At 70.6% G+C, this 15,076-nt stretch carries 9 protein-coding genes; 5 read left to right on the top strand and 4 right to left on the bottom strand.

Annotation, left to right across the window (positions count from 1 at the left end):
• Positions 1–129: 129 nt before the first annotated feature.
• From fmdA to ACFWPS_RS40320, 3 genes are all read right to left on the bottom strand, one after another.
• Positions 130–1,380: a formamidase gene (fmdA, locus tag ACFWPS_RS40330; protein ID WP_383715196.1), complete on the bottom strand. Its 1,251-nt coding sequence runs from the start codon at positions 1,378–1,380 to the stop codon at positions 130–132.
• Between the two features lie 24 nt (positions 1,381–1,404).
• Complete coding sequence (locus tag ACFWPS_RS40325) at positions 1,405–2,040, bottom strand: AmiS/UreI family transporter (RefSeq protein ID WP_383715194.1); 636 nt, start codon at positions 2,038–2,040, stop codon at positions 1,405–1,407.
• 192 nt (positions 2,041–2,232) lie between these two features.
• The gene (locus ACFWPS_RS40320) at positions 2,233–2,505 is read right to left on the bottom strand and encodes an FmdB family zinc ribbon protein (RefSeq protein WP_383715192.1); all 273 of its coding nucleotides are present in this window, start codon (positions 2,503–2,505) and stop codon (positions 2,233–2,235) included.
• A 622-nt stretch (positions 2,506–3,127) separates the two neighbouring features.
• On the opposite strand from ACFWPS_RS40320, the gene ACFWPS_RS40315 reads away from it, so the two are divergent.
• The 5 genes from ACFWPS_RS40315 to ACFWPS_RS40295 all read left to right on the top strand — a co-directional run bounded on the left by ACFWPS_RS40315 (position 3,128) and on the right by ACFWPS_RS40295 (position 8,487).
• Entirely contained in the window at positions 3,128–4,291 is a 1,164-nt protein-coding gene (locus ACFWPS_RS40315; RefSeq protein WP_383715190.1) for an NAD-dependent formate dehydrogenase, read from the top strand.
• A 266-nt stretch (positions 4,292–4,557) separates the two neighbouring features.
• Positions 4,558–4,941 carry a hypothetical protein gene (locus tag ACFWPS_RS40310; protein ID WP_383715204.1) on the top strand — a complete coding sequence of 128 codons (384 nt, stop codon included), beginning with the start codon at positions 4,558–4,560 and terminating at the stop codon, positions 4,939–4,941.
• Between the two features lie 1,235 nt (positions 4,942–6,176).
• The gene (locus tag ACFWPS_RS40305; RefSeq protein WP_383715187.1) at positions 6,177–7,205 is read left to right on the top strand and encodes an SDR family oxidoreductase; all 1,029 of its coding nucleotides are present in this window, start codon (positions 6,177–6,179) and stop codon (positions 7,203–7,205) included.
• An 18-nt stretch (positions 7,206–7,223) separates the two neighbouring features.
• Positions 7,224–8,027: a helix-turn-helix transcriptional regulator gene (locus tag ACFWPS_RS40300; RefSeq protein ID WP_383715184.1), complete on the top strand. Its 804-nt coding sequence runs from the start codon at positions 7,224–7,226 to the stop codon at positions 8,025–8,027.
• Positions 8,028–8,286: 259 nt separating this feature from the next.
• Positions 8,287–8,487, top strand: coding sequence for a hypothetical protein (locus ACFWPS_RS40295; protein ID WP_383715181.1), 201 nt, complete (start codon positions 8,287–8,289; stop codon positions 8,485–8,487).
• Between the two features lie 152 nt (positions 8,488–8,639).
• Here the strand turns inward: ACFWPS_RS40295 and ACFWPS_RS40290 are convergent, their stop codons facing one another.
• A complete protein-coding gene (locus ACFWPS_RS40290) occupies positions 8,640–15,071 on the bottom strand; it encodes an SDR family NAD(P)-dependent oxidoreductase (protein WP_383715178.1) in 6,432 nt (2,143 codons plus the stop codon).
• Positions 15,072–15,076 lie beyond the last annotated feature (5 nt).

The following is a 15,076-nucleotide window of genomic DNA, read 5'->3' as shown; positions in this document are numbered from 1 at the left end:
GGCCTCAACTGCGCAGACAGAGGCCTGGCCGCGCAGTTGAGGCCGGTCCGCCGACTCGGATCCGGCGAACGGCACTGATGTGCAGGACCGAGTCGCAGCCGGGACCGCGAGCCCGCAGCCGGGGGCCGGTCAGGCGGTGGCCAGTGCGCACTGGCCTCGGTCGGCCTTCATCGGTCCGGCGGCGCTGGGACGGACCTCGAAGTCGAACATTGCGGTGGGTACGTACAACGAGCAGCAGGCGTTGGGTATGTCGACGATGCCGCTGATACGTCCCTCTATGGGGGAGGAGCCGAGCAGCAGGTAGGCCTGCTCTCCGCTGTAGCCGAACCTCTTGAAGTACTCGACGGCATTGAGGCAGGCCCGGCGGTAGGCCAGCGTCGCGTCGAGGTAGTAGTTCGTGTCCGTGTCGTGGTCGACGGAGACCCCGATGAAGGTGAGGAACTCCGTGTACCTCGGCTCGACGTTGCCCGGAATGAACACCGGGTTGGTGGAAATGCCGTATGTCTCCATGCCGCCCTTGATCAGGTCGACGTGGAAGTCGATGAAACCGCCCATCTCGATGGCGCCGCAGAAGGTGATCTCTCCGTCGCCCTGGCTGAAGTGCAGGTCCCCTCCCGAGAGCTTGGCGTCCTTGACGTGTACGGGGTAGAAGACCCGCGAACCGCGCGTGAAGTTCTTGATGTCCTGGTTGCCTCCGTTCTCGCGGGCCGGCACCGTACGGGCGCCTTCCGCGGCGATGTGCTTGGCGAGGTCGCCGGTGGCCGTGCCCGCGAGTGCGTTGGTGGTGTCCGGGGGTACGGCGAGCGGTGGGACCCGGTTCGGGTCGGTGTCGATCAGCGCCTGCTCGCGGGCGTTCCAGCGGGCGAGCATCTCGGCGGACGGGGCGGTTCCGAACAGCCCGGGGTGGGTGATTCCGGTGAAGCGGATCCCGGGAAGGTGACGGGAGACGGCCTGCTGTCCGTGGAAGTCCCATATCGCCTTGTAGGCGTCCGGGAAGTAGTCGGTCAGGAAGCCTCCGCCGTTGGCCTTGGCGAAGATGCCGGTGTAGCCCCAGCCCTGTCCTGCCGCGTCCCCGGTCTGCTGCGGCACGGGGCCGAGGTCGAGGATGTCGACGACGAGCAGGTCGCCGGGTTCGGCGCCCTCCACACCTATCGGGCCGCTGAGCATGTGAGGAATGGTCAGATCGATGTCGCGTACGTCGTTGGCGGTGTCGTTGTTGCCGACCTGGCAGTCGGTCCAGTCGCGGCACTCCATGCGGAACTCCGCTCCCGGCTTCACCATGGCGACGGTGGGGACGTCCGGATGCCACCTGTTGTGGCCGGGCACGGTCTGGTCACGCATCGACTTGCTCTGGTCCACGCTGAAGAGAATTTCAGGCATGAGAACTCCTCGTTTCTGGTCCGGTCACGTTGGCGCCACGCCTCCGGCCCGTGGGGCGGCCGAGGTCGGCCGGGGCGTTCTGTGGGTGCGTGGCCACAGTCCCGCGAACACCACGACGCCGAAGACCGCCAGTGCGATGGCGATTTCGGTGGGGTGTTTCCAGTAGCCGGAGAGCAGCAGTCCGGCTGGAATCACACCGGTGACCCAGCCTTCGATCGCCGTGACCCAACCGGTATAGATCTTGAGATCGTCCTTCTTGAGGCCGAGCAGCAGGAAGAACAGGAACCACAGATAGGCCCAGTAGAGCCAGATGACCCCGAATGGGTAATCCTTCAGGAGCCGGAAATTGGCGTACGAATATCCCAGGGCGACAACTGCCACGAACAGCGAGTAGTAGCCGACGCCGGTGCTGTCGAGATCGGCGAGCAGGCTGACGCCTACATAGAGGTAGGTGAAGCCGAAGAGGTAGATGCCCGATGCCGCCAGGATCTTCATGGGGTCGTCGTTGGCGGTGAAGATGAGATAAGTCGGCGTCAATACCTGCAGTGCGCCGATGAAAAGGTTGAACACCGCCCCTGCTCGGGCATCGACCTTCCCGAGCAGCAGCAATCCGTTCATGAAGAGCACCGCACCGACGAACAGCAGTCCCACGTTTCCCACGGGGACACACCTCCTAAGTCCGCGTGGGGAGCGGGATCGCGTGACGCCAGAGCCGTCTATGAGCTGCCGGGGATACGGCTCGGCTCTCGGCCCGCGTTGCGTGATTCCGCATTCCGCACACCGCTGCGGGAACGATGTCGTGTTCCTGCATCGACACCCGCGTGAGACGTTCTGCCTCGTCCACCACCGCCTTCAGCGACGCGGCAGCCGCGAGAGTGCGGGGTGCGGGTGCACCCTTCTGCGTGGCGGCAATTGGGAGACCACTGCCGGGGCCTCACGCGCCTGCTCCTCCCTGACATGGAGGGCGGCGACCGCTTTCGGGGTCAGTGTGAGGCCGGGCGAGGAATACACACGTCTCGCAGCGCCCGCGCAAACAGGGCAGCCGTATGCGTTGGGTGCCGTCCCGATCGCCAGCTTCACGTCGAAAGGTCCACATCGGCTGCATAGATATTCATAGGTTGTCATCAGCAGCCTCCGGATGCCGGTGGACGCCGCTCAACCCAGGTACGTGCAGTGCGTATGCGACCAGCGCACGCCACAGCGCATGCCTACCTCCAAGGAGACGTCTCGTAAATCCCGGTGTCAAGTATCGGACGATCTGGCGTGGACCTTCTCATGACGACCCGATGGCGAGCGCCGCAGTTGCTGCCGCAAGACCCACCGCAGTACTCGAAACGGCGTACAGCAGGGATTTTGCCGACCTGCCCGTTCTCACACAGGTGGACCAATCGGCAGTCCCAGCACGAACGCCCCGGACGCGTTGACGGCGAACGTCGTCCACAGGAACGCCGCCTCCGGGGCGGGAAGGTCGGCACCAGTGCGTAACGGGCCGTCCCGCCCAGCAGGCCGGCGAGCGTGACCGCCGCCAGGACGCCTCCGTGCAGATGTGCATGGAACGGCTCCCGAACTTCCGTCACAGGCCTCATCGAAATAGCCGCATCCCTATCCACCGGAAAACCCCCTCGGTATCTCCGGGGATTGCCGTGCCGACGCACACCCGACTAAAATTCAAGATCATCGGTGTTCGACCGGTTTGCCGGTTCTCTACCCGCTCAGAAGAGCAGTGGCCCCACCGATGGAGGACGCCATGGCAAAAATCCTTGCGGTGCTCTATCCGGACCCCGTGGGCGGTTATCCCCCCGACTACGCCCGCGACGAGATCCCCACCATCAGCCGCTATCCGGGCGGTCAGACCGCGCCGACCCCGCAGGCCGTCGATTTCACCCCGGGGCACCTCCTCGGCTGCGTCTCAGGAGAACTGGGACTGCGCCGGTTCCTGGAAGACCGGGGGCACACCCTCGTCGTCACCAGCGACAAGGAAGGGGCGGACTCCACCCTGGACCGTGAGCTTCCCGACGCCGACGTGGTCGTCTCACAGCCGTTCTGGCCCGCCTATCTGACCCCCGAACGCATCGCCGCAGCTCCCCGGCTCAGACTCGCGATCACCGCGGGGATCGGGTCGGACCACGTCGACCTGCCGAGCGCCATCGCCCACGGCATGACCGTGGCCGAGGTGACGTTCAGCAACAGCATCAGTGTGTCGGAGCATGCCGTGATGCAGATTCTCACCCTGGTGCACAACTACATGCCGGCTCACGAGTGGGTGACCACCGAGAAGGGCTGGAACATCGCCGACAGTGTCTCGCGCGCCTACGACCTCGAAGGCATGGACGTCGGCGTCCTCGGCGCCGGCCGCATCGGTCAGGCGGTACTGCGCCGCCTCAAGCCGTTCGACGTCACGCTGCACTACTGCGACGTGCACCCGTTGCTCAAGGAAGCCGAGGAGGAACTGGAGCTGACCCGGCATCCCGACGCCCGTTCGCTGGCCTCCTCCGTCGACGTGCTCTCGATCCACACTCCACTGCATCCGCAGACGCAGAACCTCTTCGGCGACGAGCTGATCGGGGCCATGAAGCGCGGTTCGTACATCGTCAACACCGCACGGGCGCTCATCGTCAACCGGGACGCCGTCGTGCGGGCCCTCAACAGCGGCCAACTTGCCGGTTACGCCGGCGACGTCTGGTACCCGCAGCCGCCACCGCCCGACCACCCCTGGCGCACCATGCCCTACGAGGCGATGACGCCGCACGTGTCCGGGTCGACCCTCTCGGCGCAGGCACGCTACGCCGCCGGTACGCGGGAGATCCTGGAGTGCTGGCTCGACGGTCGCCCCATCCGCCCGGAGTACCTGATAGTCGAAGGCGGTGGGCTCGCCGGGACGGGAGCGAGTTCCTACACGGTCGCCGGATGACCGACACGGGCGGTGAGAGACGCCCGACGGGCACGAAATCCGCCGCAGATTGAATAGAAGATCCATCACCCCGGCTGTGAGCCGATTCACCCACGATTTACTGGACGAGCACGAGCGAAACCCTTAGCGTCCATAAATAGATTGTTTTTCATTATGTAGAGATACCGGCGCCGCGCTAATCTCTCATAAGAAAACCAGGCGAACGCCGGGAAGGCGGATCAGTGAGCACGGACGCAGTGTGGGTCCGGGGCGTGACCGGCATTCAGATGCACCACGTGACCGACCTTCAGGACGCCGGCAGGTTTCTGGGCAACGCAGCGATGGCGCTGCGGGCCGCACACGTAAGGACCGGTGCCGACCGGTACTCCGGCATCGCCGCCGAGCTCAAGGCTCTGGTGGAGCGAGTGCGTGAGCTGGAGGACGAGGCACGGTCGAGCATGCACGAACTGCACTCCGCCGACCCCGAGCGGTTCATCCGCTGCCGGGACGGCCACGAGCCGTGGCCCGGCGAGATCCCGGCAGGATTCATTCCGCGCCACACCTGCAAGGACGAGTGCCTGTACCACGACCGCGAGGTCCTCGACGCCATCATGCAGTGCATCTGCGGGCGACCGCCGTGCCGGGCCTGCGAGATCGGCGGGAAGCTCTGACGAGCCCCGGCGCTCCAGCGGCGGCCGAGCCGGATTGAAACACCATCTGATCGCGTACGGTTATGGCACCTCACTCACGGTGACTCGGACTGGCTGTAACCACAACGCCGCCCTCTCGCGCCGTAAGCCCGGCTCGCACGTCGCCGAGCGCGATTTCAGGTGGTGCCGAGCAGCGTGGCCGACACGGCCGTGACGACGAGCCCGACTCGGCTCACTTCGACCCCACCGCTGCGCGAATCGCGGCGCTCTCGCAGCAACGACCCCACCCAGAGCATCCACGCCAAGACCAGACTGCTCGCGCGACATGCGTATGGAGAGCCGGCCCCCTGGAATGCCGCAGGTGGCGGGGGTTCGGTAGCGGGGGCCCGGTAGCGGTGCCCGGCGGGGTCATCGCCACCGACGCCCGGGCCGCGTCGAGTCCTTCGGCCGGCAGTGCGAGATCCGCCGCCAGCCGGAACTCCTCGGTCAGAGCCTGGCTCTACGTCCCCAGAAGTGCGGCGCGGTACCGGCCACCGCCGCGGGCGGCGCCGCGCCGCAGCAGTTCCATCGCTTGGCGCAGCGCCAGCCGGTCGCCCGTAAGCCTGTACCCCACATGCGATGCCCAAGATTCCGACCGCGGCGATCGTCAGCGCGATGGCGTCAGGACGCGTGTGACGTCCCGCCAGTCGCGGCAACGACGCACGCGGTTTCTCCTGGATCAGACACTCACGCCTTCCGGCGCTGTGCGTGCCCGAACGGTGACCTCGTCCGCTGGCGGCGAGGCACCGAACCACTGCCCCCGTGCCCCACCCACGGTCTCCCGCTGACCGGGGCCCCGCCTGGCGTCGGCGCCCCCGCATGCTCTGTCGCTGGTCTGGTCCCCATGGGCGTGGTGGATCGCCCCTGCCGGGATCTGCGTGAGCACGGGGGCGTACCTCTGGCTGCTCGGACAGGCGGTGACTGCATACCTCTGGTGGGGATCCGAATACCTCTGGTGGGGATCCGACAAGCCGTCCCCGACGTTCCAGCCCGGCGGCCCGCCGTGATCCGATCGCCCTCGGACTTGCCAGGCCACCCTGGGTGACGAAAATCTCGACCAACTGGTGGCAGTTGGCGCGACCAAGGCGAGGCGAAGGCACAGGTCGGAAAGCGGGTCGGGACGGCGCTGACGACGCGGGGCGGCCATGCCTGTCCATGCGGGTACCAGTATCGGCAGGATCTGGAGCCGAGCGATGGTGCGCGGTGATGCTGGCGTCATGGCACACGTACTCGTTACTGGTGGGACCGGCTTCCTGGGCTCCCACACCATCGCGCGGCTCTTGGCATCGGGGCACACGGTCACGACCACACTGCGCTCGCTGAAGCGGCAACCCGACGTCGAGAAGATGCTCTCCATGGCCGAGGCACCGGGGTGGGAGGGGGTCTCCTACGTCGAGGCGGACCTGACCTCCGACGTCGGCTGGGACCACGCCACAGCGGGGGCCGACTATGTTCTGCACATCGCCTCGCCGTTCCCCGGCTCCCGTCCGAAGGACGAGAACGAACTGATCATTCCGGCGCGCGACGGTGCGCTGCGGGTGCTGCGGGCCGCGCGGGACGCCGATGTCAGGCGGGTGGTCCTGACGTCCTCGTTCGCTGCGGTCGGCTACGGCCACGGTCCGGCGGACCGGGTCTTCACGGAAGCCGACTGGACGAACCTTGACGGGCCCGGTGTGGCCCCGTACATCAAGTCGAAGACCGTCGCCGAGCGCGCGGCGTGGGATTTCAGCGCCGCCGAGGGCAACGGCCTGGAACTCACCACGATCAATCCGGTCGGGATCTTCGGTCCCGTGCTCGGTCCCGACTACTCCAGCTCGATCCGCATCATCCACGCGATGCTCACCGGTGCCATGCGCGCCGCGCCGCCGATCTGGACCAATACGGTCGACGTCCGGGATGTCGCCGACCTGCACATCAAGGCGATGACCTCGCCGGCCGCCGCCGGGCAGCGGTATCTGGCCCTGGCAGGCGAGCCGATCTCCTTCGAGCAGATCGCTCTCGCCCTCCGCTCCCAGCTGGGCGAAGCGGCCGCGAAGGCCCCCACCCGGTCGGCCCCCGCCTGGCTGCTGCGGTTGCTGTCCACGTTCAGCCCGCAGCTGCGCGAGACCGTGCCGCAGCTGGGCGTGGTCCGCCGGGCCGGCAACGCCAAGGCCCGTGAGCAGCTGGGCTGGGCACCGCGCTCGAACGAGGAGAATGTCGTCGCGAGCGCACGCAGTCTGGTGCGGCTCGGCCTGCTCGCCGACTAACGTCGAAGGATGCACGACATGGCGGACACCCTCGGCGACTTCCTACGGGCCCGGCGGGAACAGCTCGGCCCCCAGCAGGCCGGCCTGCCCGCCGGCGAACGCCGTCGCGTCCCGGGGCTGCGCCGCGAGGAGGTCGCCCATCTGGCCGGCATCAGCCCCGAGTACTACCTGCGCCTGGAGCAGGGCCGCAACCAGCACCCCTCCGACCAGATCCTCGAAAGCCTGGCCGCGGCGCTGCAACTCGACGACGATGCCGTCGCCTACCTGCACCGCCTCGCCCACCCCACGCCCCCGGCACGGCGACGCCGTCCCCGCCCCCAGACGGGCCAAGCCGACCTCCAGCCCCTGCTCGACGGCTGGCCCCTCATGCCCGCCTACGCACAGGGGACAGCCGGCCGCGTCGTCGCCGCCAACCGCCTGGCTGTGGCCCTGTGTCCGTTCTTCGCCGTGGGGAGCAACCCCCTGCGAGCCGTGTTCCTTGAGCCCGAGATGCGCAGCCTCTATCCCCAGTGGGACGACGTGACCGCCAAAGCCGTCTCCGGACTTCGCGCGACCCTCGGCATCGACGACGCCGACCCCGAGCTCCTGGAGACCATCGGCGAGCTGACTGTCGCCAGCGAACGCTTCCGCACACTGTGGGCCAAACGGGAGGTGCGCCGCCGCGCCGCCGGCTACACCCGGTTCAACCACCCCTTGGTCGGGCAGCTGGAACTGCGCTACGAGAAGCTGCTCCGGCCAGAGGCACGGCAACTACTCGTCGTCTACCACGCCGACCAGGGCTCACCCAGCGCCGAGCGCCTGCAACTGCTCGCCAGCCTCTGAACCCGGGCTCAGGCCGCACTCCTCGCACGGTCTCGGCACCGGAGCCGAGACCGCGGTGGCCAACCATCCCTCGGGAAAAGGGCCGACCACCGTTGAGCACTGACCGCTAACCGGCGGGCTTCCGGACTTCTCCGGGTTCCCAACGGAGAAGTCAAGCGCAGTGATGGTCGGCCACTCCGACCGGCGTCGGAAGGTCCACGCCCGGACTCACAGTGGTCTGCCCTCGGGGAACTTCACGAGCTGCACCATCAGTGACACCGTGATCCGGCTCAGGGAGATCGCCCAGGTCACGCTCAGTGCCGACGATCAGGACGTCCTCAAGAGCCTGGGATCGGACCGCAATGCTCTCCAGCATTACGGCCTCGCGCACAATGCCCGCGCCGTGGAGTCCCGGGCCGGGCAGGCACTGGACTTCCTTGACCGCTGCCTCGAAGACGAACTCCTGCCCGCGGATCGGTGAGGGCGACATGCGTACGTTTCCGTATGGCCTCCCGGAACGCCGGCGTTCCGTCGAAGTCCCACAACACGACACCCTCGGACATGAGTTGGATCATAGGGGGCACTGAGATCTCACCGGTGATCTCCTCACGTCCTCCGCCGCCCGGTCCCCGATCACTCGCCTTCCGGTCGTTCCCCGGTGTTGAGCTGCTCCGTCAGCTCACTGAGCGTCGCCCGGCTGAGGATCTTGCCGATCGGCAGCAGCACCCCGTGCGAGCGGTGCACCTCCTGCCGGAGCTGGGCCGCCATCAGCGAGTCGAGTCCCTGGCTGGTCAGGTCCCGGTCCGGGTCGAGGTGCGCGGAGTCGACGCGCAGGATGGCGGCGACCTCGGCCAGGAACAGCCCTGCCCGGTCCTCGGCGGGTGCCGCCTCCTCCTGCTGCGCTGCCTGGTTACCGTACGCGGCCCCTGCACCCCGCGCGGGCTCGTACGCGGGTGACGCCTGCGGGCGCGGCGCCGGGATTTCCGGGCGCCGGACGGGGGACGTGAGCGACTCCGGCCGTGCGACACGCGGCACGTCGTCCACGACGTCCCGCAGGAACGGGGAGGCGGCCGCGACCGGGTACGCGGCCCGCCACTGCGCCCAGTCCACCGGCATGACCACAGTGTCCCCGGCACCCGTGGCCAGGAGGTGGTCCAGCACCGCGAAGCCCGCCGCGGAGGTGAAGCCCGTCATGCCCCGCGGGATCAGGTTCCGGCCGAGTTCGGTGCCCGCCCTCGCGGCCATGCCCCGGTCGGTCCAGAAGCCCCAGTTCACCGCGAGCGCTCTGCGGCCCCGGCTGCGCCGGCCACGGGCGATCGCGTCGAGGCCCGCATTGGCGGCGGCGCCGGCCGCGACCTGGGGTGACGCCAGCAGGGCGTTCCCGGAGGAGAACAGCACGAAGTGGTCGAGATCGTCGTCCTCGAAGACGCGGTCGAGGACCCGGCCGCCCTCCAGCTTCGGCCGCAGCACGGCTTCCAGATCCCGCAGCGTGGTGTCGCCGATCGGCTGGTACATGAAGACACCGGCGGTGTGGAAGACGCCCCGGACCGCCGGACGGCCGGCGGCACGGCGGTTCTCCACCAGCCGCCGCATCGACCGCTCGTCCGCCGCGTCCACCGGGGCGTACTGCACCTCGACGTCCAGGCCGCGCAACTCCGCCAGCAGGGCCGCGATGGCACCTCCGGACGGCGACGCCGGGTCCGGTACGGAGCGGCCGGTGAGCAGCAGATGCCGGGCGCCGCGCGCGACGAGCCAGCGGGCCAGACCGGAGCCGATGCCGCCGGTACCGCCGGTCACGAGGTACGTGGCGTCCGGCCGCATCCGGGTGGGCGCGGGCGTCGGCGCCTCCACCGGGGCGGTACGCAGGTCGATGAGCACCTTTCCGACGTGCCGGGCCTCGATCATGTCGTCGAACGCCGAGCCGACGGCGTCCAGCGGGTAGACCTCGGCGGGCAGCGGCGCGAGTTCGCCGGCCGCGATCAGGCGCAGCACGCGGCCGAGCAGCGCGCCGGCCCGCCCGGGGTGCTCGCGGCAGAGGGCGGCGATGTCGAGGACCCGGAAGGATCCGTTGGGAAGCAGGCCGCCAAGACCGGTCGGGCGGCTGTCCGCCAGGTCCCGCCCGGCCAGTTCCACATAGCGCCCGTACGGGGCGAGCATGCCGAGGTTCTGGTCGACGGCCGTCCCCGTCAGCGAGTTGAGGATGACGTCCATCCCCTCTCCCCGGGTCGCGTCCAGCAGCGGACCGGCGAAGTCGGCCCGGGAGTCGGCGACATGGGCGACGCCCATCGCCCGCAGGAGGGCCCGCCGCTTCTCGCTGCCGGCGGTGGCGTAGATCTCGGCGCCCCGCCACCGGGCCACCTGGATCGCGGCGAGTCCCACACCACCGGTGGCCGAGTGGACGAGGACCCTTTCGCCTTCGCGCAGCGCGGCCAGCTCCAACAGGCCGTACCAGGCGGTCAGATAGGAGATCGGCACGGTGGCGGCCTCCGCGAGACCGAGACCGTCGGGGACGCGGTGCGTCAGCCGGCGGTCCGCGAGGACCCGCGTGGCCAGTCCGGGACGGACGACGGCGACCACCCGGTCGCCCACGTCCAGCCCCCGTACGCCGGCGCCGGTGGCCGTCACCACGCCGGCGGTCTCCCAGCCCAGCCGGCCGTCGTCGTCCCGGTCCGGGTGCGCCCCGGCGGCCTGGAGCACGTCACGGAAGCCGACCCCGCCGTAGGCCGCGGCGATCTGCACCTCGCCGGCGGCCGGGGGCCGCACCTCGACCGTCGCGCGCACCGGGCCGCCGCGGCGGTCGGCGGTCGGCACGATCTCGGTGACGTCGTCGGCCTCGGGCGCCGCTGCTGCGCGGCGCAGCCGCAGGACGTAACGGGCACCCGCCCGCAGCGCGATCTGGTCCTCGGCCGCGTCGGCGGCCATGATCTCCCGGGCCAGCGCTTCCGCCTGCGCCGCACCGGCATCCGCGTCAAGGTCGACGAGCGTGTGCGGGACGTCGGACAGCTCGCTCGCCGCCGTGCGTCCGAAGCCCCACACGGCGGACTGCTCCGGGTCCGGTGCCCCGTCCGGGTCCGTGACCGTCTCGGCGCCACGGGTGACGAGCACCAGCCGCGGGAGCGGTCCGGCCCACCGCGCGGTGGACAGCGCCCGGTCCAGCAGCAGCGCGCTGCCGAGCCCGAGCGGCACCGCCCCCACCGGCCGCGGCGCCCGCATGCTCCACAGGTGCACCACCGCGGCGACCCCCTCGGGACGGTCGCGGCCGACCTCGTAGAGGAGGCGGGCGTAGTCGTCGAGGCGGGACGGGTCGATGCGATACGTCCCGTCGCCGGTGCGCTCGTACCTCTCCCCGGGCAGTACGGAGATCCGCGCGCCGTTCGCCGGTGCCAGCCGCGGCCCGAGCTCCTCGTCCTCGAACACCAGCCAGGCGCCGGCGGCGGACCTCGGTACGGGCGTGGGTGCGGCGGCCGGCGTCCACCGCGGCCGGTAGAGCCAGTCGGTCGGCGGGCCGGGCAGTTCCCGGCGCAGCAGCCAGCGGATCCGGAGGCCGCGGAACTCGGCCAGCAGAGTGCCCCGTTCGTCGCGGACGGCGATGTCGCCGCTGAACGACTCGGCCGTCAGGTCACGTTGCACCACGTGGCTGTACAGGGTCCCGGTCAGCGGCCCGTACCGGCGGAACGCGTCGATGGAGCCCAGGATGAAGGCGTGCTCCTCGCCGGGGACCGCGGTGTCGGGCAGGGTGGCCGCGAGCACCTGTCCGCAGGCGTCGAGGACCGCCGGATGGACGTGGTGCCGCTCGTACTCGGCGAGACCGGCCGGGACGACGACCTCGGCCAGCGCCTCGGCGTCGCCGCGCCACACCTGCCCGATGCCCTGGAAGACGCCGCGCCAGTCGTTGCCGCGGGCCGCGAACCGGCGGTAGAACTCGGCGCCGGTGAGGTGATCGGGGACGCGCGCGGCGATCTGCTGGGGCGTGCCCTCGGGGACACCGGCGGCGGGTGCGTCGGAGGGCGTCCGTTCGACCCGGCCGTGTGCGTGCCGGGTCCAGTCGGTGCCGTCGGAAGTGTCGACGTCGAAGGTCCACCGCCGCCCGGCCGGCCGCAGCGTCACCCGGAGCAGCGGCGGGGCCTCGGCGGTGAAGAAGAGCGCCTTGTCGTAGCGGACGTCCTCGACGACGGCACCGGCGCCGACGGTCCCGGTGGCGGCGGCCACCGCCAGCTCCAGATACGCGGTGCCGGGCAGGATGACCAGGCCCTGCACCTGGTGGTCCAGGAGGTAGGCGTTGCGCTCCAGGTCGATGGGGCCCTCCCATCGGTGCGCGCCGTCGTCGAGGACGGTGTGCGTGCCGAGCAGCGGGTGCCCGCCCGGGAGGTCCGGCGTGGCCGTGACCGTGGCCGTAGCCGTGGCGGCCGTCCCGGCAGCCGGTTCCAGCCAGAACTCGGCGCGCTGCCAGGGATACGCGGGCAGCCCCACATAGGCGGCCGGCCCGTCGAACAGGGCGCGGTGCCGCACCGGATATCCGGCCTGATGCAGCTGTCCGACGGAGGTCAGCAGTGCGGTGAGGTCGTCGGTGTCGCGCAGCAGCGACGGCACCACCTGGTCGTCGGTGCGCTCCTCGGGCAGGCACTCCCTCACCGCCGCGCTGAGCACGGGGTGCGGGCTGATCTCGACGACGGCCGCCGCCTCGGGGCCCGCGGTCTCGGCGTCGACGGCCGCGTGGAAGCGGACCTCGTCGCGGAGGTTGCGCACCCAGTAGTCGGCGTCCAACTCCTCGCCGGTCAGCAGGTCCCCGGTCACCGTCGAGCGCAGCGGCACGTGACCCTTGCGGGGCCGGACCGGCTCCAGGGCGCTGCGCAGCGCGTCCAGCAGGGGGTCGACCTGGCTGCTGTGCGAGGCGACGTCCACCTTCACGATCCTGGCCAGGACGTCCCGCTCGGCCAGTTCGGCCAGGACCTTCTCCACCGCCGGGGTACGGCCCGAGATGATGGTGCGCCGCGGGCCGTTGCTCACCGCCACGTCGACGTCCGGCACGTCGGCGAGTTCCCGCCGCACCTCGTCGGCGGGCAGATCGACCGCGGCCATCGCCCCGGCGCCGGCGATCTCCCTGAGCAGGGCGCTGCGACGGCAGATCACCGCCGCGCCGTCGGCCAGGGTGAGGGCGCCGGCGGCGCAGGCGGCCGCGACCTCGCCCATGCTGTGCCCGATCACGACGTCGGGCTCGACTCCCCACGACCGCCAGAGCGCGGCCAGTGCGACCTCCATCGCCCAGAGCAGTGGTTGCACCACGTCGATCGGCCAGTCCGGCTCGTCGTCGCCGGTCAGCCGTTCGACCACCGACCACCCGCGCTCGGCGCGGACGTACCGGTCGCACTCTTCGATCGTCTCCCGGAAGACCGTGGAGGTACGCAGGAGCCGGCGCCCCATTCCGGCCCACTGGGAACCCTGTCCGGGGAACACGAAGACGGTCTTCCAGCGCGCGCCTGACCTGGCGGCGACGATCGGCCGGCCCTTGCGCAGCTGCCGGACGACCTGGTCGTGTTCCTGGGCGAGCACGGTCATGCGGTGCCGGTGATGGGTGCTGCGGGTCAGCGCGCTGAAACTCACGTCGCGCAGCTCGTGCCGGCGCCCCTCCCCGTCGGGCCCGAGGAAGTCGGCGTAGGCGTCGGCCAGTTCGCGCAGCGCGGCGGGCGTCTGCGCGGACAGGGCGAGCAGGTACGGCCGCGGCTCGGCGGGCGGCGGCACGGGCGCGGGGCGGTGCTCGCCGAGCACGACGTGGGCGTTGGTGCCGGAGATGCCGAACGAGCTGACGGCGGCGTACCGGGGGGTGCCGTCCCGGCCCCAGTCGCGGGCGCTCTGCGGTATCTCCAGCGCCATGCGGTCCCAGTCCACCGCGTCGGTCAGCCGGGCGCTGTGCAGACTCGGCGGCACGATGCCGTGTGCGACGCACAGCGCCGCCTTGATGACCGCCGCGATACCGGCGGCCGCCTCGGTGTGGCCGATGTTCGTCTTCACGGAGCCGACCAGCAGGGGGTCCGCCGCCGACCGGCCCGCGCCGGTGCCGTACACCGCGTCCAGGCCGCGCAGTTCGATCGGGTCGCCGGTGGGCGTGCCGGTGCCGTGCGCCTCCACGAAGCCGACGGCGCGCGGGTAGATGCCGCCGCGCGCGCAGGCGTGCCGCATGGTGTCGATCTGGGCGGTCTGGGACGGGGTCATCAGGTATCCGCTGCTGCGGCCCTCGTTCTCGACCGCCGAGCCGTGGATGACGGCGTGGATGCGGTCGCCGTCCGCCTCGGCCTGCGCCAGCGGCTTGAGGACGACGACGCCGACGCCGTCACTGCGGACGAAGCCGTCGGCGTCGGCCGCGCCGAACTTGCACCGGCCGTCCGCGGACAGCATGTCCGCCTGGGAGAAGGAGATGCTCTCCTCCGGCGTCAGCACCAGGTTGACCCCCGCGGCCAGGGCGAGGGTCGCCTCCCCGGCGCGCAGCGCCGCGCACGCCTGGTGCACGGCCACCAGCGACGACGAGCAGGCGGTGTCCACGGAGGTGCTCGGGCCGCGCAGATCGAAGAAGAACGACAGCCGGCCGGACAGGACGCTGCGCGACGTACCGGTGTTGGCGTAGATGTCCAGCGCCCCGGCGGCGCGCAGCAGGTCCCAGTACTCGGCGGTGCGCTGCCCGACGACGACCGCGGTCCGGCTGCCCGCGAGCTGCTGCGGTGTCAGGCCGGCGTCCTGCACGGCCGCCGCGGCGGTCTGCAGGAGCAGCCGCTGCTGCGGGTCCATGTGGCTCGCCTCGCGGCCTGACACCCCGAAGTAGTGGGCGTCGAAGCCCCGGATGCCGGGCAGGAAGCCGCCGCGGCGGCTGACGATCCGGCCGGGTGTCCGCGGCCGGGGGTCGTGGAACACGTCGACGGGGAACCGGTCGGCCGGGACGTCCGCGGTGGCGTCCACCCCGTCGAGCTGCATGCTCCAGAACGCCGGGACGCCGTCCGCGCCGGGGAACTCGCAGGCCATGCCCACGATGGCGATCGGCTGCCCGGCGGCCGGGTCCTGCTGCTGCGCCGTCATGCGAC

Origin of the sequence: Streptomyces sp. NPDC058457 (assembly GCF_042720695.1) — a bacterium.
Taxonomy (GTDB): domain Bacteria; phylum Actinomycetota; class Actinomycetes; order Streptomycetales; family Streptomycetaceae; genus Streptomyces.
Note: the sequence above shows the minus strand (reverse complement) of the source record. Positions and strands in the feature narration are given on the sequence as shown.